This is a genomic window from Amycolatopsis keratiniphila (genome assembly GCF_000400635.2).
GTDB classification, from domain to species: domain Bacteria; phylum Actinomycetota; class Actinomycetes; order Mycobacteriales; family Pseudonocardiaceae; genus Amycolatopsis; species Amycolatopsis keratiniphila.
Map to the genome: position 1 here is coordinate 6266571 of NC_021252.1, position 21516 is coordinate 6288086.

The window sequence follows — 21516 nt, forward strand, 5'->3', positions numbered from 1 at the left end:
TCCCCGGCGCGCCGCGGCCGGGGTTCAGCCCTTGATCTCCGCCCGAAGCCGTTCGGCGAGCCGTACGGACGCCTCGATCTCTTCCCGCCTGATCGACACGCTTTCGACGTTGATGCCGAACGGGACGTCCAGGCCGCGGCAGTAGGTCATCAGTTCCGTGGCCGCCGCGAGGGCCAGCTGATACGACGCTTCGAGGGTGTCGGCGGCGTGCTTGAGGTCGTTCTCGATCCACCGCGGCACGTCGACGCCCAGCCACCGCAGGAAGTCGAGTGTCTTCAACGATCCGCAGACCGAGAAGGTGAAGACGATCGGCACGGGTGCTCGTCCGCGCGCGACGCATTCGTAGTGATAGTCGGAAACGAGGTTCTTCGCCGCGTTGACGTCGTAGACCACCTGGGTCACGAAGAACCGGCAACCGGCGTCCTGTTTCGCCAGCAGCCGGTGATGTTCGTCGTCCCGGCGGCTGTGCCGTTCCGGAATCGCGACGCCGCCGAGTGACAGGCCGGGATTGGCGTCACGCCGCAGTGCCTGGGCATCCGCGAGTGACGTCATGGTGTCGATCTTGCTGGACGACGCGCCGACGAGAACCGTCATCACGCGCGCCGGATCCTGGGCCGCCAGCCAGGTCCGCAGCTCCGACGGCGCGTACTTCCCGACCGCCCGGTACACGATGACCGGGGTCTGCCAGCTCGTGAAGTTGTCCGCGAGATAGTTCGCGGGGTCGAGGGTCGGCACGAACGGGAACGGGCGCCGCGCGGGGTTCCGGGCCGCTTCGTCATCGATGTCGTAGAGGATCAGGCCGTCGAGATCCAACGGGCGCAAGCGGGCCATGGTGGCGTCGGCGATCTGTTGAACGCGTTCGTGAGCGGTGGCCAGGCGCGGTGGGGTCAGAGCGAACAGCAGGAATTCACCCGCGGCGCGGTCGATGCGGCGCACAAGGTCCATGGGGGAACCGTAACCGAAGCGCGCATCGTGCTCAGAGACCGCTCGCCAGCCGCATCACCCAATGGACGTCGGTGTTCTGGACCGTGCCACCCAAGCGAGTGGAGCCGGGGCCTTCGGCGGTGACCGGGGTGTCGGCGCCGGTGTGGTCATGCGTCGTCCAGTCCACAGTGAACCGGAGCTTCGAACCCGGTACGTCGAAGGGGCCGTCCTGGCCCGGGTCGGTGTCGGAGGCGTCGTAGTTCTCGATACTCAATCCGCCCGTCTCGTGATCACCGCCGATGATCACCAGCGTGTCGGGGTGCGTGCGGACGAAGCGCAGGACCTCGGCGACGGTGTCGTCGAGCGCGCGGCCCGCGTCGATCACGCCGTGCGCGTTGTTCTCGTGCGACATCCCGTCGGTCCCTTCTTCCTCCAGGAACAGGAAGAAGCCGCGCGGGTTCTTCGAGAGGGTGTCCAGCGCCTTGCGCGCCATCTGCTGGAGCGGCACCCGCGGCGCGTACTTCCCGACGCCGTCGGGGCCGTAGTCGACCATGTCCTCGTTCGCGAACAGGCCGAGGATCCGGTTCGCCCGCGTGGCCCGCAGTTCGTCGCCGTCGCGCACGTAGGTGTAGCCGGTCCGCTGCGCGCGTTCGACCAGGTTGCCGTAGGGACTGCGGCTCTCCTCCCCCGGCTTGTCCGGCCAGAGCCCGGGGTTCCCCTTGGGATACCACCAGTCCTCGCCGCCGCCGAGCAGGACGTCCGGGCGGCTGTTCTCGATGTACTGCTTCGCGATGTCGCTCTGCGAGTCCCGGCTGGGCACGTGCGCCGCGAAGGCCGCCGGCGACGCGCCCGTCACCTGCGCGGTGGTGACCAGGCCGGTCGACTTCCCCGCCCGCTTCGCCCGTTCGAGAATCGTCTCCAGCGGGCGCCCGTGGCCGTCCACGCCGACCGCGCCGTTGCGCGTCTTGTGCCCGGTCGCGAGCGCGGTGGCCGCCGCGGCGGAGTCGGTGACGATCTCGTCGGGGTCGTCCGAAGCCGTCCGCACGAGACCGGTGGCCGCGAGCCCGTCCATCGCGAGTCTGCCGTTCTTGCCCTTGAGCGCCAGCCGCAGCAGATCCCGCTGGCCGAGGCCGAGACCGTCGCCCTGGATGTAGATGATGTTCCGCGCGCCGGACCCCGCCGTCGTCGTGTCCGCGACGGCGGCCGAGCCACCGCACAGGACCACCAGCACCGTCGCCGCCGCAAGACCACGTCCGCGCACATCGCCTCCAGTTAGTTAGGAACCTTTCCTAACAGAGAACGGGAGCTCGTTCAACCGCGCAGAATGCCCGCGTCGTGCGCGAGGATCGCGGCCTGGACCCGGTTCGCGCAGCCCAGCTTGGCGAGGATCCGGCTGACGTGGATCTTCACCGTGCCGTTCGACAGCCGCAGCTCCCCCGCGATCTCCGCGTTGCCGAGCCCCCGCCCCACGCGCACCAGGACGTCGAGCTCCCTGCCGGTCAGCGCCTCGATCCGCCGCCTGGCCCGTGCGGCGTTGTCGGCGTCCGCCGCGTCGGCGTCGCGGAACCGGTCGATGACCTGCTGCGCTATCCGGGGTGACAGCACCGCCTCGCCGGCGGCCGCGGACCGCACCGCCTGGATGAGCTGCGCCGGATCGGTGTCCTTGAGCAGGAACCCGGCCGCTCCCGCGCGCAGGGCGCGGGCCACGTAGGCCTCGTCCCCGAACGTGGTGAGCATGATGACCCGCACCTCACGGGCGATCTCCTCGACCGCGGCGAGCCCGCCGGTCCCGGGCATCCGGATGTCCATCAGCGCGACGTCCACGGGTATCCGCCGCACGACGTCGATCGCCTCCGCGCCGTCCGAGGCCTCGGCCACGACGTCGATGTCGCCCGCCTGGTTCAGCAGGAGCCGCGCGCCCGCGCGGAGCAGCGGTTCGTCGTCGGCGAGCAGGACCCGGATCACGGCGTCTCCTCCGGTACGGGGACCTCGAACCAGGTCTTGTCCACCAAACCCCGGTCGCCGAAGCAGAACCGGAAGATCGCGGCGGTTTCCGCGTCGGGCGGATCGGCGGCCGCGACGTAGACGCAGTAGCTGTCGCCGGGTATCGGCGGCTCGTACCCCTCCGCGGCGGCGTGCGCCGCGGGTTCGTTCGGGCCGAACCACGCCTCGACCTCCTCCGGCGTCATCCCGATCTTCACGCTGGCCAGCGGATCCTCGTGGTCGGCAGGCGTGAGTGGCGGCACGAAGGCGAGCGTGGTCAGCAGCAACGCGGCGACGGCCGCCAGACCGGTCGTCAGCAGCAGACCGGACTGGATCCGGCCCGGCCGCTCCTCGCCCGGCTCTTCGGCGAGTGGCGCGTTCACCCGTTTCGGCAGGCCGGCCGTGACGGCGAAGCCGCCTTCCGGATCCGGTCCGGCCGTGAACGTCCCGCCGAGGAGACGGACCCGTTCACGCAGGCCGCCCAGCCCGCGCCCGGTACCGGGCAGCCGCTCCGCCGTCACCTGCTCGGCGCCGTTGCGCACCACGACCTGCACCGAATCGGGGCCGTGGTCGACGACGACGGTGACCGAAGCCCCGGCGGCGTGCTTGTGCACGTTGGTCAGCGCCTCGCGCACCAGGCGGTGCACGGCCCGCCGGACCGGCGGCCGGACGCCGTCGAGGTCGGAACCACGCCAGTCGAACGCCACGTCGAGGCCGGCATCGCGCGACGACGCCACCAGGCCCTCGATGTCGGCCTTCGTACCGGCGGCGTCGGTGGCTTCGGCGGGCTCGGCCGGCTCACCGCCCGGCCGCAGGATGCCGAGCGACTCCCGCAGTTCTTCGAGCGCGAGCTTGGCCGTCGACCGGACGTGCCCGGCGGCCTGCCGCAACTCGGGATCCTTGCCCTCGGCGGCGACCTCCAGCGCGCCGGAGAACATCGTGATGAGGCTGAGCCGGTGCCCGAGCTGGTCGTGCATCTCCTCGGCGAGCCGCGAGCGTTCCTCCAGCCGGGCGCGGTCGCGCAACGCCACCACCAGTCTCGCCCGCTGCGCCTGCATCGCCCCCGCCAGCGCGGGCAGGACGAGGCACGAGACCGTCGAAACGGCGATCACCACGAGGACGTACTGCCAGCGGAAGGCGGGCTGGGTGAGCAGCACGACCGCGGCGGGCAGCAGCGCGGCGAGGGCGAACACCGGCCACCGCCGTCCCCGGGTCCCCGCCGTGTGCGCGACGACCGCGAGCGCGACACCGGTCGCGGGGAACAGCCCGAACAGCACGGTCGCGGCGAGCAGCGCGGCCACCGTGAACCGGCGGCGCAGCAGCACCAGCACGACGGCGCAGGCGATCACCGCGGTCAGCACCGGCGCCGACGGCGAGAACACCTCCGGCCAGCCCCACGACGGCAGCAGATCGGCGAGGAAGACCGTCACGCCCGCGACGAATCCGCCGAGGAGCACCTCGGCGAGCAGCCGGTCGAGCATCTTCACGCGTCCAGCATCACACGGGACCGGTGGTGCAGCGGGCCGGGGCGGCGGGAATCGTCAAGTCGACCAGATACCGGCCGACCGCATCGTCCACACAGGACGATCCACCGCCGAAGACGGCGTGCCCGACGTCCTCATTGGACAGAAGCACCGCGGATTTGAGGCTTTCCGGCAGCCGCCGTGCCCAGCCATACGGTGTCGCGGCGTCCTTCGTGGTCCCGACGAGCAGGATCGGCGGCGCGCCGTCCGCACGGACCGTCCGGGACGGCGTCGCGCCGGTGGGCAGGAAGGCGCAGCCGAGTGCTTCCGTGCCGGACGAGAGCCGGGAAACGCGGCGAAGCTCTCGCGCGGCGTCCTCGTAGGCCGCCAGATCGGTGGGATGGGTCCGGTCGAGACAGTTGACGACGGTGAGCGCGTCGGTCGTGTCGGTCGAGGGTTCCGGCTCGTCGGCGGGCTCGTCCGACGAGCCGTCCGAGGGAGCGTCGGCGCCGAGGATGATTTCCGACAGCTCCGGCCAGTCCGCCGGAAAAGTGACTTTCGCGGAGATCTCCGAGCGAAGAGCGCTCCCGTCACCCGCTTTGTCCGCTTTGGCCAGTACCCGGTCGACGGTGGCCAGGATTTCGGTCTCGTCGCGGCCGGGGCACGGTTTGCCGGTCCTCGTGGCACATTGTTTCGCGTAGGTCAGCAGGGTGTCTTCCACACCTTTCGCCTGCTCGACGGTGTCGGCCCGCCAGTCGAGATAGGTGTTGTCGACGCCGTCGAGCACCATGGCGCGAATCTTCTTCGGGAACCGGTCGGCGTACAACTGCCCGATCCGCGTGCCGTAGGAGTAGCCGAGATAGGTCAGTTTCTCCTGTCCGGTGACCACGCGCAGGACGTCGAGATCGCTGACGACGTCGTCGGTGCCCAGGTGCCGCAGCACGTTCTCCCCGGTGTGTTTCAGGCACGCCTCGGTGTACTGCCGGGTACTCGGGACCTCGGCGCCGATCAGCGGCAGGCCCTCGGGAGCCTTCGAATCGGGCTCCCCCACCGTCTCGCAGCGGAGCCGGGGTTCGCTGCCTCCGATCCCCCGCGGATCGAAGCCGACCAGGTCGAAGCGGGCCCGGACCGAGGCGGGCCACGTGCCCGCGATGTCCTTCACCATGGCGACCCCGGACTGCCCGGGGCCACCCGCGCCGGCGACGAGCGTGCCGAGCCGCTCCCCCGGCCGGGTCGCCGCCGCCTTGATCACCGGCAGCGTGAACTTCGGCCCGTCCGGCCGCCGGTAGTCCACGGGCACGGTCAGGTTCGCGCACTGGAGGGCGTCACAGGGGCGCCAGTCCAGGGTCTGCCGGTAGAACGACGCCAGTGCCGCCTCGCGCTCCGGTTCGTCCACTTTGGTCTCCGGCGCCGGGCTTCCCTGCGAGGTGGTACATCCGGCGACCAGCGCGAGCGACAGCATCACGCATTTCCAGCTCACTCGTAACTCCTGCCTTCGGGACACCGGACGATCCAACCCCGCCGCCCACCGCGCGCACGACCCTCCACGGGAGGGAAAAGGACGGCGGTGTCGGCCGCGGGGACTAGGCCGAAAGACATACCCGCGAACGATGAGATCCAGACCACACGATCGGGTCGTGACGATCTCCGCGCGGCTGGGTCTATGGAGTGTGGGAGCGAAGAACTTCCACCGCAGGCAACGGAATCCGAATTGAGGAGATCGCGATGACGAACACCGCCACCACCGCCAAGCCGAACTCGAACTCCACCGCCGAGAACAGCGCGCTCGTCTCCACCCAGGGCGTGACCACGATCGCGGACACCGTCGTGCAGAAGGTCGCGGGCCTCGCGACCCGGGAGATCACCGGTGTCCACGCGCTGGGCGGCGGCGCCGTGCGCGCGTTCAACGCGCTGCGCGAGCGCATCCCGGGCGCCACCGCGTCCGCCGGGCAGGGCGTCTCCGTCGAGGTCGGCGAGCGCCAGGCCGCGGTCGACCTGCAGATCGTCGTGGAATACGGCGTCGCGATCGCGGACCTCGCGAAATCGGTGCGCCGCAACGTGATCGGCGCGGTCGAGCAGATGACCGGGCTCGAGGTAGTCGAGGTCAACATCAACGTGTCCGACGTGCACATCCCGGGCGACGACGACGCCGACGACAACGCCGAGTCCGGCCGAGTCCAGTGACCATCGGCGCCGGTCCGCGCCAGACAGCAAGGAGAACGTTCATGAACGCCACCCAACTCGGCCTGTTGACCGGTCTCGTGCTCGGCGTGGCCGGCGCGTTCGGCGGCTTCGGCGCCTTCCTCGTCGTGCTCGTGCTCGCCGCGCTCGGCCTGCTGGTCGGCAGGTTCCTCGACGGCAAGCTCGACCTTTCGGCCCTGGCGGGCCGCGACAGGGGCTGATCGCCATGACGACCATGACCGCCGCCGCGCCCGGAACGGACGGGCGCGGCGGGCTGACCGTGGCCGACGGCGCCGTCGAACGGATCGCCGCGCGGGCGATCACCGAGGTCGACGGCGTCGGCGGCGCGGCTTCCCGGGTGCTCGGGATCGCGGTCGGCGGCGAAGACCTCGACCAGGGCGCCAAGGTGAGCGCGCACGTCACCGGTTCGACGACCACTTTGGACGTCCGGCTTTCGGTGAAGTACCCGCTTTCAGTGCGCGCCACCACCGAGGCCGTGCGCGAGCATCTGATCCGCCGCGTCGGCGGGCTCTCGGGCCTGACCGTCACGCGGGTCGACATCACCGTCACCGCCCTGCATTCCGGGGAGACCGAGACGAGGAGGGTCCGATGAAACGGCGCCCCCGCCGCAGTGTCCCGGCCGTGCTGGTCGCCCTCGTGGTGCTCGCCGGATGTGTCCTGGCCGCCGCCGTCGCGGTCCAGACGATCGTCGGGGAGAAACCGTGGATCAGCTACGACGCCGTCGCGTCCGCGCTGCACGATCTCCGGTGGAGTGATCCCCTTCCGGCGATCGCCGGTGGCGTGGTCGCGCTTCTCGGCCTGCTGCTCCTCGTGAGCGCGATCGTGCCGGGAAGGCCGACCGTGCTGCCACTCGAAGGCGGCCCGGATTCGGGCGCCTCCCGGCGCAGCTACCGGTCGACCCTGCGCACGGCGGCCTCCACTGTGGACGGTGTCTCGGCCGCGAAGCTGAAGGTGAAGCGGCGCTCGGTCGTCTCCGTGGTGACCACCGGGCGGACGAACACCGCGGGGCTCGCCGATGCCGTCCGCGCCGCCATCGAGCACCGTCTCGCCCAGATCGGTCCCGCCACCGTTCCCGCCGTGCGGGTCCGGGTCAAGGCCACCAGGAGCGCGTCATGACCGACCTCAACCGTCCCGCCCGGCTGAACCGCACCCTGCTGGTGCTGACCGGGCTCGTGCTGATCGCCGGTGGCGGGTTCGCCGTCGGCACCCATTTCGGCCGGATCCCGCTGCTGGATCCCGCCACCACGCTCGTCCCCGGCACCGCCACGCCACCCGGCTGGGTCTGGTACGCCGTCGCCGGGGGCGCGGTGATCCTCGGGCTGCTTGCCCTGCGCTGGCTGATCGCGCAGCCGGTCCGCAAACCCAAATCCCACACCTGGCGTTTCGAGCAGGACACCGGCCGGACCGCGCTGGCCGCGAGCACCGCGGTGGAACCCTTCACGGCGGAGGTCGCGACCTATCCCGGCGTCCACGCCGCGCACGCCACGCTCGGCGGCACCCAGGACGCACCGGTGCTGGCCGTGGTGCTGAGCGCCGAACAGGACGGCGATCTGGCCGCGATCCGTGAACGGATCACCGAAGAGGGTTTGCCGAGGCTGCGTCAGGCGCTGGATCTCGACGACCTTCCGATGACCATCGAGTTCCGCTTCTCCGCGAAGGCCGGGCCCCGCATCCGGTAAGACGTTTCCGCCGCGGGCTCGCCGGGAAGACGGATACCACGACCGAGGAGGAGCATCCGCATGTCCACCGTGACCCGCGCCGCCGACACCGTGCTCGACCGGACCCTGCTCGGGTACGGCAACATCGGCTACCTCCTGCGCCGGATGTGGTGGCCCGGGGATCCCGCGCCGGACGCGCTCACGGGCAAGGTCGCCGTGGTGACCGGGGCGAAGGCGGGCCTGGGCAAGGCGACGGCCATCGGCCTGGCGAAGCTGGGCGCGACCGTCCGCATCGCGATCCGCGGCGACGGGGACGCCGCCCGCGCCGAAATCGAGCGCGCCGCGCCCGGTTCGCGGATCATCGCCGACCACTGCGACGTCAGCCTGATCTCGTCGGTGCGCGACTACGTCAAGAATCTCGACGGCGAGGTCGACGTGCTCGTGCACAACGCCGGAGTCATGCCGGCGGAACGCACGGAGACGGCCGAGGGCAACGAACTCATGCTGGCCACGCACGTACTCGGCCCCCATCTGCTGACCGCGTCGCTCCGGCCGAAGCTCTCCGACGGCGCGAGGGTGATCTGGGTCAGCTCCGGTGGCATGTACGGCCAGCCGCTGCGCGCCGACGACCTGCAGTACCGCCGCGACGAGTACAAACCGGCCGCCGGCTACGCGCGCACCAAACGGATGCAGGTGGTGCTCGCCGAACTGTGGGCGGACCGGCTGGACGGCTCCGGGATCACCGTGCACAGCGCCCACCCCGGCTGGGCGGACACGCCCGGGGTCGCGACCTCCTTGCCGACGTTCCGGAAGCTGACGGGCCCGCTCTTGCGGAACCCCGAGCAGGGCGCGGACACGTTCGTGTGGCTCGCCGCCGCCGAGGAACCGGGCCGGTACAACGGCATGTTCTGGCACGACCGCGTCCAGCGCCCGACGCACTACCTCGGCAAGACCCGGGAAACCGCCGCGCAGCGCCGAGAACTGTGGCAGGCCTGCGAGCGGCTGACCGGGCTCTAGGTCAGATCCACCATCACCACCGCCGGGACCGTCGGCGCGGGCGATCCTCCGGCGGGTTCCGCGGTGATGCCGACCCGGTCGATCCCGTCCGGCAACCGCGCGAGCACCGGACGAGTCCGATGTGGACCGTCCGGCGCCAGCAGACCGGCCGAATGCACCCCGCTCGCCCCGATGAGCCACACCTGATACGCCTTGCCCGCCGCCAACGGCGGGAGTTCACCGGCCAGTACGACGATCTTGCCCTGGCTCCGCGAGGTCACGACCGTGGTCGTCCCGCGTTCGGCGCTCTTGACCGTCGAGGCGTCGGGCGCGGCGAGCACGGCGTCGACGCCGGTCGGCTGCGGTCGCGCGGGATCGGTGCCCGTGGTCACCAGGCCGAACACCAGCGCTCCGACGGCCGCCGCCGCGGCACCCCAAAGGGCGACGCGGGTCTTCACGACCCCGCTGCGACGCGCGATCGAGGGCGGCCACTGACGCGTGTGGGCGACCCGAGCGAGCGTCGCTTCCCGCAGCCTCGGCGGTGGCGCGGTGGCCAGGGCCCTGCCCAGCCGCGCGGCGGTCTCCCGGAGTTCACGGACCTCTTGGCTGCACGCGGGACAACCCCGCAGGTGCCGTTCGAACGCCGCGGCCTCTTCCGCCGGGACGGCGTCCACGGCGTAAGCCCCGGTCAGCGTGTGCAGTTCGGCGGTCACTGCCCCACCCCCAGGCAGTCGCGCAGCCGGATCAGGCCGTCGCGGATGCGGGTCTTCACCGTGCCGGGAGCGGTGTCGAGCACTTCCGCGACCTCCGGGTAGGTGTAGCCGTTGTAATAGGCCAGCACCACCGATTCGCGTTGCAGGTCGGTCAGCGCGGACAGGCACTGGCGCACCCGCTGCTGCTCGAGGTTGCTGATCGTCGACTCGGCGACCTCGTCGAAGGGGCGCCGGAAATCGAGTCTGCCCGCGCGGTCGTCCCGGTCGAGCGCGGCCTGATGCGACCGCACCCTGTCCACCGCCCGCCGGTGCGCGATGGTGAGCACCCAGGCCAGCGTGCTCCCCTTGCCCGGTTTGAACCGCGCGGCCGTCCGCCACACCTCCACCAGGACCTCTTGGGTGACCTCCTCGGCGAACGTGCCGTTGCGCACGACCCTGTTCACCACACCCCACACCGGTCCCGCCACGACGTCGTACAGGTCGGCGAACGCCTGTTCGTCGCCGGCCGCGACGCGTTGCATCAAACTCGTCTCGGCGGGCTCCGTTCCGGTGCCGCCGCTTCCGCGCGGACTCGTCCGCACACCCTCGACCATCAAGCTGCCTCCACCTCACCCGACGCCCGGCTACGCGGTTACCAGGGCGTCCGGGAGGTATTCGGTGCCGAGAGCGGATCGGACTGGTCCGCCAGTCATGCCTGCTCTTCGAGCACCTTGTCCATTGTGGACTTCAGCTGCCGGAGGAAGCCCTCGAAGCGTTCGATCTCTTCGGGCGGATACTCCGCCACGAGCGCCGCGAGCCCGGCGCTGAACGGGCCGAAGAACTCCCGCGCGGGCGCCTGGATGTCGGTGCCGCTGCGCAGGGTCACCACCCGGCGGTCGGTGTTCTCCCTGGTCCGCACCACGTAGCCGAGGTTCTCCAGCCGGTTGAGCAGGTTCGTGGTCGCACCGGAGGTCAGGGCGATGCGTTCGCCGAGCCGGGCCGGGGACAACGGCGATCCGGTGTCTTCGGCGTAGAGGATCTCCACCAGCGCGGCGGCGTCGGTGGCGTGCAGGCCGAGCCAGTCCGCGAACCGGCGGGTGAATTCGGTGTAGTTCGCCCCGAAGCTCCGGAGGCCGTCCAGGAGCGACGCGCTCCGCGCCGCGACATCGTCCGTCATCACCCCTCCTCGGTTCCGTGCTTTGACAACCTACCGGCCGCAAATATACCTTCATGGTGAAGCTACTTTCTCATGAAGGAGTTCCCGTGCTCCCCGATCCGTTCGCCGCGTCGACCCGCGGCATCACCGAACCCGATCCCGTCCGTCCCGCGCTGAGAGCCGCCGGTCCCCTCGTCGAAGTGGCCGCCCCCGAGGGCGGAAGCGCGTGGATAGTCATCGAGGAGGGCCTGGCCCGCGAAGTCCTCTCCGATCCCCGCATCGCCAAGGATCCGGCGCTGGCCCCCGCGGGCTGGACGGCGCTCGAACAGACCGCCGCCGAACAGCCGTCCCTCACCACGCTGGACGGGCCCGAACACACGCGTTTGCGGCGTGCGCACGCACCACTGCTGAGCGCCAAACGGATCCAGGCGCAGGCGGACCGGATCCACCGGATCGCGCGCGCCCTGCTGACGGACCTCGGTGGCGAGACCGTCGACCTCATGGACGGGTTCTCCACCCGTTTTCCGCTGACGGTGCTGCTCGACCTGCTCGGAATCCCGCTCCACCTGCTCGACACCGCCGTCGACGCCTGCCGCCGCATGTCGGATCCGGAACCGGGTGCGCAGGGCAAGGCCATCGCCGCGATCGCGGATCTCGCCGCCGCGGGGCTGACGCCGAACCGGACGGGGCTCGCGACGGAACTACGCGACAGCCTCCCGCCCGGAACGTCCGAAAAGGACCTTCGGTATCACCTGTTCGCGTTGATCTTCGCCGGGCAGCTGACCACCGACGCCTCGATCGGCTTCCTGATTTCGCGGCTGCTGAACGGGGACAAGGCATCCGTGAACGACCTCGTCCGCGAAACGCTCAAGGACCATCCGCCCGCGCCGTTCACGCTGTGGCGGTTCACCACCGTGGAACTCGACCTCGCCGGGGTCCGGCTCCCCGCCGGGGCACCGGTGCTCGTCGACATCCAGGGCATCAACACGGACCCGGCGAGGAAACCGGGTCCGGACCTGACCTTCGGGGCGGGGCCGCATTTCTGCGTCGGCGCCCAGCTCGCGCAGCTCGAACTGCGGGCGGTGGCGACGGTGCTGCGCACGGAGTTCCCCGGAGCCCGGCTCGCCGTGCCGTACGGGGAACTTCGGCAGACGTTCCTCGGCGGCATCCAGGGCACGCGGCTCACGAGCCTGCCGGTGCGACTGCACGGATGAACCGGGCCGGGGCGCGGAAACCCACCGCCCCGGCCCGAAAGGACCGCTACTTCTTGAAGGTGTCGCGGATCTTGTCCGCCGCGTCGCCGACGGCGTCCTTCACGTTCTCGACGGCGCCCTTGAGGCCGGCCTTCGCCTGGTCCGCCTGACCTTCCGCGCGCAGTTCGTCGTTGCCGGTGGCGTCACCGGCGGCCTCCTTGGCCTTACCGCCGAACTCTTCCGCCTTGTTGCTGATCTTGTCACCCAAAGACATCGTTCCTCCTCCGGATCGTGTGCCTTACCTCCGAAGGACAAGCGAAGATCAGGATTCGTCACGCACACGGACGGGTGATCGCGCTCACCCGAGCAGAGACGTCACCGCGGCGGCGAACGCTTCAGGCGCCTCCTGAGGAACGTTGTGGCCCACTCCTGGCAGAACCCGATGCTCGTACGGCCCGGTGAAGTACTCGCGATCGCCCGCCGCGCTGGGCCCGCCGACGCCGTCGTCCCCGCTTTCCAGGACCACCGCCGGCACCGTGATGGCAGGCTCCCGCGCGATCAGGTCTTCGAGCGCCTGATACCGCGGATCGCCCTCCGCCAGACCGAACCGGTGCCGGTACGAATGGATGACGACGTCGACGAAGTCCGGATTGTGGAGGCTCTGCGCGCTCGCCGGGAACGCCGCGTCGGCGCCGGTCCACGTCGGTGACCAGGTGCGCCACAACAACGCGCACAGCTCGTCGCGGTTCTCCGTCAGCCCTCGGCGGCCGCGCTCGGAATGGAAGTAGTACTGGTACCAGTAGGTGCGTTCCCATTCCGGCGGCGCCGGTTCCCCGGCGTAAGCGAGGTTCTGGACGTTGTAACCGTCCACCGACACCAGTCCGCGCACGCGCTCCGGCCGGAGCGCGGCCACGATGCACGCCGCGCGGCCACCCCAGTCGTATCCGGCGACGACGGCGTTTTCCAGCGCCAGCGCGTCCATGAAGTCGAGCAGGTCCTGCGCGAGCGCGGCCTGCTGCCCGGAGCGGGGCGTGGCGTCGTCGAGGAACCGCGTCCCTCCGAAGCCGCGGAGATACGGGACGTACACCGAGGCACCGCCCGCCGCGAGGAGCGCGGCGACCTCGTCGTAGGCGCGGACGTCGTACGGGAACCCGTGCAGCAGGACCACCGGCGGCCCGCCCGCCTCGCCGAGGTGTTCGTATTCGATCTCGAGGACCGGCGTCGTGACGCGCTTCGTCGCCATCAGCCGGACCAGCCGCTCAGCCTCGTCAAAAGCCGTTCCAGGACTTCGGGATCGGCGCCGACGGGCTCGCCGGACACGGGTTCGTCCACCAGCGTGCGCCGGTCGCCTCGCCTCGGCAGCCGGACCTGTCCGGCGGACAGGCCGCCGGGCAGCGGAAGCTCGCACCAGACGGTCACCCCGCCGGTCGCGCTCGGCGCCACCCCGGTCCGCTCGCCCGGCGCGGGCGTCGGCACCGGAAGCCCGTCCAGCTCGTGGTCGACCTCGATGACCAGCACGTCCGAGCGCAGGCGCAACCTCAGCGTCAGGAACGGCGGCTCCTTCGGATCGGCCGCGTCGACCAGCGTGCCCACCAGTCTGGCGGCGGCGGTCTTCGCCTGATCGAGCAACGGCCGCAAGGACCAATCCGACAAGATGAGACGGACGAAGAGCTCGGAGCACAACACGGCGTTCGGTTGTGCCACCAGCCGCAGGTCGTCCATCTGGGAAGTGCGCGCGCTCAAACCAAGGCCTTCCTCGTCGACGTGCGAGCGTGCATCATGCCACTCCATCCGGTGAACCCGTCGATCAACCCTTTGGTCCAGTGGAGTGGCACGGGTTTGGCTCTGTCCACGAGGCCAAACGGCGCGCACAGTGGTCGGCGTGAGCATCGCCTTCCTGATCACCACGCTGGTCGTGGTCGCCACGCCCGGCACCGGCGTGGTCTACACCCTTTCCGCCGGGCTGGCCCGCGGAAGACGCGCGAGCGTCCTCGCCGCGACCGCCTGCACCCTCGGCATCGTCCCCCACATGATCGCCGCGATCACCGGCCTCGCGGCGCTGCTGCACGCGAGCGCGGTGGCGTTCGAGATTCTCAAGTACCTCGGTGTGGCGTACCTGCTCTACATGGCGTGGGCGACGCTGAAGGACCGGGAAGCCATCGTCGTGGAGGGCGATCCCGAACCCACGTCCGCGCTGCGGACGATCACGTCCGGCGTCCTGATCAACGTCCTGAACCCGAAGCTGACGCTGTTCTTCTTCGCGTTCCTGCCCCAGTTCGTCCCGGCGGGCGAGCCCGGTTCGATTCCCCGGATGCTGCTGCTGAGCGGCGTGTTCATGCTGGCGACGTTCGTGGTGTTCAGCGTGTACGGCATCCTCGCCGCCGGCGTGCGGCACCACGTTCTTTCCCGGCCGCGCGTGCTCGCCTGGCTCCGGCGGGTCTTCGCCGGTTCCTTCGCCGCGCTCGGCGCCAAACTCGCGTTCACCACCCAGTAGACAGGTCCAGCATGCGACTCCAGCACCACCCTGACGTCCGTTCCGGCCACCCTGGCCTCGCCGTCGGCACCCTCCAAGCCACCGGGATCACCCCGGACCTGCCGGTCGATCTCGAGAAGTTCGTCGCGCGGGCGACGCGGCGGCTCGCGGACGGCCCGGAATCGGAGTTCCCCGAGATCCAGGCGTGGCGGCGGGCGTTCGCCAAGATGGGCCTGAAGCCGACGCAGTACCGCTGCGCGTCGGAATCGTTGCTGCGCAGGCTGCGGAAAGAAGGCACGCTCCCCCGCATCCATCCGGTGATCGACCTCTGCAACGCGGTTTCGGTCGCCTACGCCATCCCGGTCGCCGTGCTCGACGTCGCGAAGATCAGCGGCTCGCTGGAAGTCCGTCACGCTCGCGGCGACGAGAAGTACGTGACCTTCGCCGGCACGGTCGAGCAGCCGAACCCCGGCGAGGTGATCTTCGCGGACGAGGACGGCCAGGCCCACGCACGGCGATGGACGAACCGGCAGAGCGGGCATTCCGCGGTCTCCGCCACGACGTCCGACGTACTGATCGTGTCCGAAGGGCTGCACGCGACGGCGGCGGAGGACGTCCGGCTCCTGATCGAGGCCATCGCGGGCGAACTCGCGGCGGCAGGCGTCGTCACGAGGCCTTGAGCGCCTTCTCCAGGCTCGCGCGGGTCATCTTCGACCGTCCCTTGATGTCGCGTTCCCGCGCCAGCTTGTCCAATTCGGCCTTCGACAGCGACGAGAGGTCCTTCTTCGCTGTCGGCTTCTTCTTCGCCCCGGACTTCTTCTTGGCCTTTCCGCTCTCCACGCTCTTCGAAAGCGCCTCGAACAGGTCGACGACCTTCGTCGGCTCCCCGGGCTCGGTGGCCGGTGTGATGGTGTCGCCCTTCTTCTTGGCCTTGATCAGCTCCCGGACCCGGTCGGTGTAGGTGTCGCGGTACTCCTCGGGCCGCCATTCGTCGCTCATCGCGTCGATCAGGTTGACGGCCATGTCGAGTTCCTTGCCGCGCGCCTTCGCCTTGCCGGGCAGGTCCGGCAGCTGCTCGGCGGGATCCCGCAGGTCGGCCGCGAAATGGAGGGTGTTGAGCACCATCACGCCGTCGCCGGAACGCACCAGTGCCAGGTACTCGCGGCCGCGCATGACGAACTTGGCGATCCCGGCCTTCCCCGACGAGTCCATCGCCTCGAGCAGCAGCGCGTACGGACGCTCGAACTCGTCCTTCGCGGGCGCGAGCCAGTAGGTCTTGTCGAAGAACATCGGGTCGATGGCGTCCAGCTCGACGAAGCTCTCGATGTCGAGCGACTTCGACCGGCCGGGCGCGATCTCGTCCAGTTCCTCCGGCTCGACGACGACGTACTCGCCGCTGTCGAGCTCGTAACCCTTGACGATGTCTTCGTAGCCGACTTCCTTGCCGGTGCGCTCGTTCACCCGCCGGTACCGGATGCGGTCCTCGGTGCCGCGCTGGAACTGGCGGAAGTGGACCGTATGGTCTTCGACCGCGCTGTACAGGCGGACCGGCACCGTCACCAGACCGAGCGAAAGCGAACCGCTCCAGACCGGGCGCATGGGCACACTCCTCTCCTCCAGCGATCTGGTACCCGTGATCGCGGCGGATCACACCTGGTCAGAGACTGAAGGCGAGGGACTGCAGGAGCACGACCCCGAGGAACACGAGGGTGAAGGCGAGGTCGAACGCCACGCCACCGGTCCGCACGGGAGGGAGCACGCGGCGGACCGGCGCCAGGACGGGCTCGGTCAGCCGATGGGCGAAGTCGCGGACCCGGAACGCCCAGGCGGGCAGCCGCGTGGCGAGATTGACGGCCCAGTCCAGCACCAGCCGGACGATGAGCACGACCAGGAACAGGGTGAGCAGGACACCTGCGATATCACCAAGAGCACTCATGACGGCACACTCCTCTTCGGTCCAGTGTGCCGTGCTCAGCTGGGAGCGACCTGTGACGAGAAGAAAGGGCTACCAGGGCGGTTGGCCACCCCCAGTACGAAGGCCAACCGCCGCGGAGCCCCTACACACGGTTCGGCGCGCTGCCCCGTCGCTCCGACCCGCCAGCTGTGCCTTCAGCTTTCCAAGGGCCTGCATCGGAATTACATCGGCTCTCCACCGGCGGACATCCGCGCAGATCAGCGGCCATGGGGCGTAGAATCGGGAAGGTTTCAGGGCAGGCCCGCGCACGCCCGTTAGGCCGAATGCAGTACGGCGCGCCCCGCGCCGACCTGGCTGGAGGCCGAAGCGGTGGGCTAGGGTGCCGATCAGCCGGCGAACGGACTGGAGGTAGTGCGTGAGCACGCTCACGGCCTCGGACGACATAGTGGCATATGACCGCTGATCGTCTACCCGATTCGGCGGGATCGCCTCGAACCGCCGTCCAGAGTTCCCAGCTCGGCTTCTCCGTTCTCGGCCCGCTCGAAGCCGAGGTCGACGGCGTCCCCGTCCGGCTGGGCGGACGCCGTGAACAGCGCCTCCTCGCCGCCCTGCTGATCAACGCGGGCAGGCTCGTCCCGGTGTCGTACCTGATCGGCACGATGTGGCCCGAAAATCCGCCGAAGACCGCGGTCCGCCAGGTCAGCAACGCGATCGCGCGGCTGCGGCACGACCTCGGGGTGGCCCGGTCCGCCGTGGTCACCACCGGTTCGGCGTACCGCGTCGTCATCAGCAGCGCCTCGCTCGACTCTGTCCGCTTCGAGGCCGACTACAACCAGGGCGCCGAGCTCCTGGCGGCCGGGCTGATCTCCCAGGCGGCCGCCAAACTGGCCGACGCGCTCTCGCTCTGGCGCGGCCCGGCGTTCGACGGTCTCGAAGGCGACGCCATCGAGCAGACGGCGCGGCGCCTCGACGAAGAACGCCTCGCCGCCTGCGAACTCCTCATCGGCGCCAGGCTCCGGCTCGGCGAGACCGAGGCGGCGGCTCGTGAGGCCTTCGACCTCGCCGCCTGGCATCCCACCCGCGAGACCCTGCAGTGCCTCACCATGCTGGCGCTCTACCGGGCAGGTCGCGGCGCCGACGCCCTGCGGACGTTCGACCGGACCAGGATCGCGCTCGCCGAGGAACTCGGCGTGGACCCGAGCGCCGAGCTGAGCGCGCTCCACCAGCAGATCCTGCGCGCCGACGCCGAACTGATGGAGGACGGCGCCCTCGTCCGGTACGGCGTCGGCGGGCTCCGTACCGGAATGGACACCGGCGGGCGCCGCGAAGACGCCGACGCGCAGAAGGCGCTCTTCCCCCGTCCCGCACAGCTTCCCGCGGACCTCCCCGCGTTCGGCGGCCGCGCCACCGAACTGCGGACCGTCCTCGAAATCGGCCAGGACGACTCCTCGGCGGGGCCGCGGCTGATCGCGATCGACGGCATGCCCGGCGTCGGGAAGACCGCGCTGGCCGTCCACGCCGCGCACCGGCTCGCCCCGCTCTTCCCGGACGGGCAGCTGTTCGTGAACCTCGAAGGGTTCTCCCCGGCCGGAGACCCCGTCGATCCGGGAGCCGCGCTCGAAGCGCTGCTGCGGTCGCTCGGCATCCAGGGTTCGGACATCCCCGCCGGCACCGAGCAGCGCGCGGCGTTGTTCCGCAGCTGCCTCGCCGGCAAACGTGTGCTCCTGGTGCTGGACAACGCCATCGGGGCGACGCAGGTGAGCCCGCTGCTACCCGGTGCGGCGAGCTGTTGTGTGCTGATCACCAGCCGCACCCGGCTCGTGGACCTCGACGGCGCCGAGCTGCTCTCGCTGGAACCGTTCAGCCGGGCCGACGCGGTGGACCTGCTCGGCCGGATCGTCGGGCCGTCCCGGTTGAAGCGGGAGTCCCCGGACGCGGCCGACCAGGTCGCGAGCCTGTGCGGTGATCTCCCGCTCGCGCTGGCCGTCACGGCGAGCAGGCTGCGCGCGCGGGCGTCGTGGACGCTCGACTTCGTCGCCAGGCAGCTGCGCGACGAGCGGAACCGGTTCGGCGAGCTCACCGCGGGGGAACGCGACGTCGCGGGCGCGTTCCGGGTGTCCTATCTGAACTTGTCCGAAACCGAACGCCGGGTGTTCCGCCGGTTGAGCCACCATCCCGGTGCCGCGTTCGATCTCCACTCCACGGCGGCCCTGGCCGAAGTCGACCTCGCCGAGGCCCGGCGGCTCGCCGAACGCCTCGTCGACGTGAACCTCCTGCGCCAGCCGTCGATGGACCGCTACGAGATGCACGACCTCCTCCGCAGCTACGGTCGCGAGCTCCTGCTCGCCGAGGAGCCCGAGCACCAGCGCGAGGCGATGATGCGGCGGCTGTTCGACTACTACCGCAGCACCGTCGCGGCCGCGATGGAGTTCATCGACCCGGATTCCGAAGAGGAGCCGGGCGGCCTCGAGGTCCCGAAGAGCGAGTTCGGACAGTCCTTCGCGGACTACGACCAGGCCGCGCACTGGATGGACGCGCAATGGCAGAACGTGCTGCCGGTGGCCGTCGCGATGAACAACCATCAGCAGTACTCGGACCTCGTGCCCTTCTGTTCGGCGGTGTGGCGCTACTTCGACAACCGCGGCTACTACCGGCAGGCCAGGGAGCTGGAGACCCTCGCCCTGTCCGCCGCGCGGGTCACCGGGAACGTGGTCCTCGAATACCAGGCCCTGCACATGTACGCGCTGACCCTGTGGCGGCTCAACGAGTTCACCGAGGCGAACCGGCTGTTCAACGAGGTGTTCGAGCTGGCGTCGACCACCGGCGACGTCCGGATGCAGTGCCGGGCGAGGGGCAACTCGGGGGTCACCCACTGGCTCAAGGGCGAGCCGGACCAGGCGATCGAACATCTCGGCTGGGTCCGCGAGACCGCCCATGCCCACGGCAGCGTGCTCATCGAGGCCCGCGCCCGGCACCGGATCGGGCTGATCCACACCGAGAGCAGGCGCTATCCCGAAGCCGCCGAGGAACTCGACCAGGCACTGCGGCTCGCGCAGGAGAACGAATCACCCGATCTCGAGGCGGAATGCTTTCTCGCCCTCGGTATCAATTCGCGCGGACTCGGTGACGGCGCGCTCGCGGTCAGCCAGTTGAGGACCGCGGTGGAAGTGCTGGAATCGACCGGGAATCGCAGCATGCTGCCCATCGCCCACAAGGAGATGGCGTTCGCCTTCGACATTCTCGGTGAGCGACTGAATGCGGACCGTCATCGCCGGTTCGCATTGCGCCTCTACACCGATCTCGGCATTTCGGAGTCGCCCGAGGTTCGCGAACTCAAACAGCGCCTGAACGATTACTAGGCGTAATTAGCCGTTCTGCTCCGGTACCCTGTTGGCGTAGGTATATTCGCTTGACCGGAGTAACCGTTCACGGAGAGGATCGGCGGCATGCACGATGAGGATGAAGACGAGTTCTTGTACGAGCTCGAAGCGGAGTACAAGGCGCAGAGCACCTGGGGCGGGTTCGAGCCGCCGCCGCACGGCGGGCCTCCTTTCCGCTCGCGACGCTGAATGACCTGACGTATTCGGAAAGTATTTACTGGGGACTGGGGCGCAAGACATTCGATGCTGGTCAGGGTTTCCTCATGCGGAACGCTCTATTGGTCCGATGGTGACGTCGTCTGGGACGATCACCTCGGTCATCGCCAGCTCAAACTCGCCGAAGGAACCGAACGCGTCCTGCGTTGGTTCAGTTCTTGGCGAGAACCGGAATCGGTCCACGAAGCGGATGAGAATCCCGAGATCGGGGAAAGGCTCGTCCGTATCGCGCGAGCGATGATCCGGTACGAAGTACTGGTGGTCAAAGGTTCTCACCGGCAACGACGTGAAGAAGAGATCCTTCGGGATTGGGGCCCTTGGGGAACGTCCGCCCGGGCGTTTCACTTCGGCACGCGCTCGTTACGCGAGACCGAGTTCACGACCAGCGAAACGACGGCTAAAACCTTGCTGGAGAAGGCGAAGGTCAGCCCTCCGCCTTCTCCGGTGAGGCCTTCGGGCGAGCGCCACACGATCGCGCTGCCCGAACCGTCACCGGAACCACTGAACACGATCGGGCTCGGCGACGCGCTGAGCCGGCGCAGAAGCGTCCGCGAGTTCGGCGAAGAACCCTTACGGCTGCGCGATTTGAGCGCGCTTCTCACCGCGGCCAGGCCGACGAGGCCGGAAACGCATCCCGACATCCCCGCCACCGGGAACGTCTTCAAGACGAGCCCGTCGGGCGGCGCGCGGCATCCGACAGAGGTGTACGTCTACGCGAGGAACGTCGAGGGCCTGGCCCGCGGCGCCTACCACTACGACGGCTTCCGGCACGGCCTCACGCCGCTGGACGGCAAGATCGACGACGACCAGCTGATCGCGCTCGCCGGCGACCAGCAGTGGACCGGAAACGCCGGCGCGCTGCTGATCTACACCAGCGTCATCGAGCGGAACCAGTGGAAGTACCCGGTGAGCCGCACGTATCGCGTGCTGCTGATGGACGTCGGCCACCTCAGCCAAACCGTGTACCTGCTGGCGACCGCGCTGGGCCTGAACGTCACGTTCACCGCCGCGCTCCGCGACGAACTGGTCGAGGACCTCCTTGGATGTGATCCGGCGAACGAGCTGGTGCTCGGTATGTCTGTGGTGGGCAATCGTTTGTGACGGCGGCTGATCCGGTCCGGCGGTGGAGGCGTGGCCGGATTTCGGCGACGGCCTGGAACCGTGGTGGTTTCTCGTGCAGCGAGGGTGGTGTGCTGCTTTAACGTCGGGCAGGGTTTGGTCCCACGATCGAGGCCTTGGGTGGTTGCCAGCGCTCGCGAGCCTCT

The 21516-nt window shown here is 69.8% G+C and carries 26 protein-coding genes; 12 read left to right on the forward strand and 14 right to left on the reverse strand.

The window, feature by feature from the left end:
* Positions 1 to 24: 24 nt before the first annotated feature.
* From AORI_RS68590 to AORI_RS68610, 5 genes are read right to left on the reverse strand one after another with little or no spacing between them, the layout of a single operon-like run.
* Positions 25 to 945, reverse strand: a complete 921-nt coding sequence (locus tag AORI_RS68590) for a methylenetetrahydrofolate reductase (RefSeq protein ID WP_016335843.1) — start codon at positions 943 to 945, stop codon at positions 25 to 27.
* Positions 946 to 976: 31 nt separating this feature from the next.
* Complete coding sequence (locus AORI_RS68595) at positions 977 to 2185, reverse strand: alkaline phosphatase (RefSeq protein ID WP_016335844.1); 1209 nt, start codon at positions 2183 to 2185, stop codon at positions 977 to 979.
* 50 nt (positions 2186 to 2235) lie between these two features.
* Entirely contained in the window at positions 2236 to 2889 is a 654-nt protein-coding gene (locus AORI_RS68600) for a response regulator (RefSeq protein ID WP_016335845.1), read from the reverse strand.
* Positions 2886 to 4388, reverse strand: a complete 1503-nt coding sequence (locus AORI_RS68605) for a sensor histidine kinase (RefSeq protein ID WP_046200022.1) — start codon at positions 4386 to 4388, stop codon at positions 2886 to 2888. Before AORI_RS68605 ends, AORI_RS68600 begins: the two co-directional genes overlap by 4 nt.
* A gap of 16 nt (positions 4389 to 4404) precedes the next feature.
* Entirely contained in the window at positions 4405 to 5850 is a 1446-nt protein-coding gene (locus AORI_RS68610; protein ID WP_016335847.1) for an alpha/beta hydrolase, read from the reverse strand.
* Positions 5851 to 6095: 245 nt separating this feature from the next.
* Between AORI_RS68610 and AORI_RS68615 the strand changes: the two genes are divergently transcribed.
* From AORI_RS68615 to AORI_RS68640, 6 genes are read left to right on the forward strand one after another with little or no spacing between them, the layout of a single operon-like run.
* Positions 6096 to 6554, forward strand: a complete 459-nt coding sequence (locus AORI_RS68615; RefSeq protein ID WP_016335848.1) for an Asp23/Gls24 family envelope stress response protein — start codon at positions 6096 to 6098, stop codon at positions 6552 to 6554.
* Positions 6555 to 6595: 41 nt separating this feature from the next.
* Positions 6596 to 6772: a hypothetical protein gene (locus AORI_RS83940; RefSeq protein ID WP_016335849.1), complete on the forward strand. Its 177-nt coding sequence runs from the start codon at positions 6596 to 6598 to the stop codon at positions 6770 to 6772.
* Positions 6773 to 6777: 5 nt separating this feature from the next.
* Positions 6778 to 7164: an Asp23/Gls24 family envelope stress response protein gene (locus AORI_RS68625; RefSeq protein ID WP_016335850.1), complete on the forward strand. Its 387-nt coding sequence runs from the start codon at positions 6778 to 6780 to the stop codon at positions 7162 to 7164.
* Positions 7161 to 7688, forward strand: coding sequence for a DUF6286 domain-containing protein (locus tag AORI_RS68630; RefSeq protein WP_016335851.1), 528 nt, complete (start codon positions 7161 to 7163; stop codon positions 7686 to 7688). Before AORI_RS68625 ends, AORI_RS68630 begins: the two co-directional genes overlap by 4 nt.
* Positions 7685 to 8251: an alkaline shock response membrane anchor protein AmaP gene (locus AORI_RS68635; protein WP_016335852.1), complete on the forward strand. Its 567-nt coding sequence runs from the start codon at positions 7685 to 7687 to the stop codon at positions 8249 to 8251. The genes AORI_RS68630 and AORI_RS68635 overlap by 4 nt, the downstream gene beginning before the upstream one ends.
* 60 nt (positions 8252 to 8311) lie before the next feature.
* Positions 8312 to 9247: an SDR family NAD(P)-dependent oxidoreductase gene (locus tag AORI_RS68640; protein WP_016335853.1), complete on the forward strand. Its 936-nt coding sequence runs from the start codon at positions 8312 to 8314 to the stop codon at positions 9245 to 9247.
* Here the strand turns inward: AORI_RS68640 and AORI_RS68645 are convergent.
* The 3 genes from AORI_RS68645 to AORI_RS68655 all read right to left on the reverse strand — a co-directional run bounded on the left by AORI_RS68645 (position 9244) and on the right by AORI_RS68655 (position 11095).
* A complete protein-coding gene (locus tag AORI_RS68645) occupies positions 9244 to 9939 on the reverse strand; it encodes an anti-sigma factor (RefSeq protein WP_016335854.1) in 696 nt (231 codons plus the stop codon). The genes AORI_RS68640 and AORI_RS68645 overlap by 4 nt on opposite strands.
* Positions 9936 to 10532 carry an ECF RNA polymerase sigma factor SigK gene (gene sigK, locus AORI_RS68650; RefSeq protein ID WP_016335855.1) on the reverse strand — a complete coding sequence of 199 codons (597 nt, stop codon included), beginning with the start codon at positions 10530 to 10532 and terminating at the stop codon, positions 9936 to 9938. The genes AORI_RS68645 and sigK overlap by 4 nt, the downstream gene beginning before the upstream one ends.
* A 95-nt stretch (positions 10533 to 10627) precedes the next feature.
* On the reverse strand, positions 10628 to 11095 hold the full coding sequence (locus tag AORI_RS68655) for a MarR family winged helix-turn-helix transcriptional regulator (protein ID WP_016335856.1): 468 nt from the start codon (positions 11093 to 11095) through the stop codon (positions 10628 to 10630).
* Positions 11096 to 11181: 86 nt separating this feature from the next.
* Here AORI_RS68655 and AORI_RS68660 point away from each other — a divergent pair, with 86 nt between their 5' ends.
* Positions 11182 to 12288 carry a cytochrome P450 family protein gene (locus tag AORI_RS68660; RefSeq protein WP_016335857.1) on the forward strand — a complete coding sequence of 369 codons (1107 nt, stop codon included), beginning with the start codon at positions 11182 to 11184 and terminating at the stop codon, positions 12286 to 12288.
* A gap of 46 nt (positions 12289 to 12334) precedes the next feature.
* On the opposite strand, the gene AORI_RS68665 is transcribed toward AORI_RS68660, so the two are convergent.
* From AORI_RS68665 to AORI_RS68675, 3 genes are all read right to left on the reverse strand, one after another.
* Complete coding sequence (locus AORI_RS68665) at positions 12335 to 12541, reverse strand: CsbD family protein (RefSeq protein ID WP_016335858.1); 207 nt, start codon at positions 12539 to 12541, stop codon at positions 12335 to 12337.
* An 84-nt stretch (positions 12542 to 12625) separates the two neighbouring features.
* Positions 12626 to 13510: an alpha/beta fold hydrolase gene (locus tag AORI_RS68670; protein WP_016335859.1), complete on the reverse strand. Its 885-nt coding sequence runs from the start codon at positions 13508 to 13510 to the stop codon at positions 12626 to 12628.
* Complete coding sequence (locus tag AORI_RS68675) at positions 13510 to 14010, reverse strand: hypothetical protein (RefSeq protein WP_016335860.1); 501 nt, start codon at positions 14008 to 14010, stop codon at positions 13510 to 13512. The genes AORI_RS68670 and AORI_RS68675 overlap by 1 nt, the downstream gene beginning before the upstream one ends.
* A 139-nt stretch (positions 14011 to 14149) precedes the next feature.
* Here AORI_RS68675 and AORI_RS68680 point away from each other — a divergent pair, with 139 nt between their 5' ends.
* Positions 14150 to 14761, forward strand: coding sequence for a LysE family translocator (locus AORI_RS68680; RefSeq protein WP_043849051.1), 612 nt, complete (start codon positions 14150 to 14152; stop codon positions 14759 to 14761).
* A gap of 11 nt (positions 14762 to 14772) precedes the next feature.
* A complete protein-coding gene (locus AORI_RS68685; RefSeq protein WP_016335862.1) occupies positions 14773 to 15420 on the forward strand; it encodes a B3/B4 domain-containing protein in 648 nt (215 codons plus the stop codon).
* Here the strand turns inward: AORI_RS68685 and ku are convergent.
* The gene (ku, locus tag AORI_RS68690) at positions 15407 to 16339 is read right to left on the reverse strand and encodes a non-homologous end joining protein Ku (RefSeq protein ID WP_016335863.1); all 933 of its coding nucleotides are present in this window, start codon (positions 16337 to 16339) and stop codon (positions 15407 to 15409) included. The genes AORI_RS68685 and ku overlap by 14 nt on opposite strands.
* Positions 16340 to 16397: 58 nt before the next feature.
* A complete protein-coding gene (locus AORI_RS68695; RefSeq protein ID WP_016335864.1) occupies positions 16398 to 16676 on the reverse strand; it encodes a YggT family protein in 279 nt (92 codons plus the stop codon).
* A 431-nt stretch (positions 16677 to 17107) separates the two neighbouring features.
* Here AORI_RS68695 and AORI_RS68700 point away from each other — a divergent pair, with 431 nt between their 5' ends.
* On the forward strand, positions 17108 to 20014 hold the full coding sequence (locus AORI_RS68700) for an AfsR/SARP family transcriptional regulator (protein WP_016335865.1): 2907 nt from the start codon (positions 17108 to 17110) through the stop codon (positions 20012 to 20014).
* Between the two features lie 87 nt (positions 20015 to 20101).
* Positions 20102 to 20224 carry a hypothetical protein gene (locus tag AORI_RS84620; protein ID WP_255431501.1) on the forward strand — a complete coding sequence of 41 codons (123 nt, stop codon included), beginning with the start codon at positions 20102 to 20104 and terminating at the stop codon, positions 20222 to 20224.
* 72 nt (positions 20225 to 20296) lie between these two features.
* Here AORI_RS84620 and AORI_RS84450 read toward each other — a convergent pair whose 3' ends face one another.
* The gene (locus tag AORI_RS84450; RefSeq protein WP_228688208.1) at positions 20297 to 20596 is read right to left on the reverse strand and encodes a hypothetical protein; all 300 of its coding nucleotides are present in this window, start codon (positions 20594 to 20596) and stop codon (positions 20297 to 20299) included.
* Between the two features lie 99 nt (positions 20597 to 20695).
* Here AORI_RS84450 and AORI_RS84455 point away from each other — a divergent pair, with 99 nt between their 5' ends.
* Complete coding sequence (locus tag AORI_RS84455) at positions 20696 to 21352, forward strand: SagB/ThcOx family dehydrogenase (RefSeq protein ID WP_228688209.1); 657 nt, start codon at positions 20696 to 20698, stop codon at positions 21350 to 21352.
* Positions 21353 to 21516: the final 164 nt, after the last annotated feature.

Coding starts and splice junctions, on each gene's coding strand:
- AORI_RS68695 (WP_016335864.1), bottom strand. CDS start 16,676: ATGAGTGCTCTTGGTGATATCGCAGGTGTCCTGCTCACCCTGTTCCTG.
- AORI_RS84620 (WP_255431501.1), top strand. CDS start 20,102: ATGCACGATGAGGATGAAGACGAGTTCTTGTACGAGCTCGAAGCGGAG.
- AORI_RS68630 (WP_016335851.1), top strand. CDS start 7,161: ATGAAACGGCGCCCCCGCCGCAGTGTCCCGGCCGTGCTGGTCGCCCTC.
- AORI_RS68605 (WP_046200022.1), bottom strand. CDS start 4,388: ATGCTCGACCGGCTGCTCGCCGAGGTGCTCCTCGGCGGATTCGTCGCG.
- AORI_RS68640 (WP_016335853.1), top strand. CDS start 8,312: ATGTCCACCGTGACCCGCGCCGCCGACACCGTGCTCGACCGGACCCTG.
- ku (WP_016335863.1), bottom strand. CDS start 16,339: ATGCGCCCGGTCTGGAGCGGTTCGCTTTCGCTCGGTCTGGTGACGGTG.
- AORI_RS68700 (WP_016335865.1), top strand. CDS start 17,108: ATGACCGCTGATCGTCTACCCGATTCGGCGGGATCGCCTCGAACCGCC.
- AORI_RS68665 (WP_016335858.1), bottom strand. CDS start 12,541: ATGTCTTTGGGTGACAAGATCAGCAACAAGGCGGAAGAGTTCGGCGGT.
- AORI_RS68635 (WP_016335852.1), top strand. CDS start 7,685: ATGACCGACCTCAACCGTCCCGCCCGGCTGAACCGCACCCTGCTGGTG.
- AORI_RS68670 (WP_016335859.1), bottom strand. CDS start 13,510: ATGGCGACGAAGCGCGTCACGACGCCGGTCCTCGAGATCGAATACGAA.
- AORI_RS68615 (WP_016335848.1), top strand. CDS start 6,096: ATGACGAACACCGCCACCACCGCCAAGCCGAACTCGAACTCCACCGCC.
- AORI_RS68685 (WP_016335862.1), top strand. CDS start 14,773: ATGCGACTCCAGCACCACCCTGACGTCCGTTCCGGCCACCCTGGCCTC.
- AORI_RS68625 (WP_016335850.1), top strand. CDS start 6,778: ATGACGACCATGACCGCCGCCGCGCCCGGAACGGACGGGCGCGGCGGG.
- sigK (WP_016335855.1), bottom strand. CDS start 10,532: ATGGTCGAGGGTGTGCGGACGAGTCCGCGCGGAAGCGGCGGCACCGGA.
- AORI_RS68590 (WP_016335843.1), bottom strand. CDS start 945: ATGGACCTTGTGCGCCGCATCGACCGCGCCGCGGGTGAATTCCTGCTG.
- AORI_RS83940 (WP_016335849.1), top strand. CDS start 6,596: ATGAACGCCACCCAACTCGGCCTGTTGACCGGTCTCGTGCTCGGCGTG.
- AORI_RS68655 (WP_016335856.1), bottom strand. CDS start 11,095: ATGACGGACGATGTCGCGGCGCGGAGCGCGTCGCTCCTGGACGGCCTC.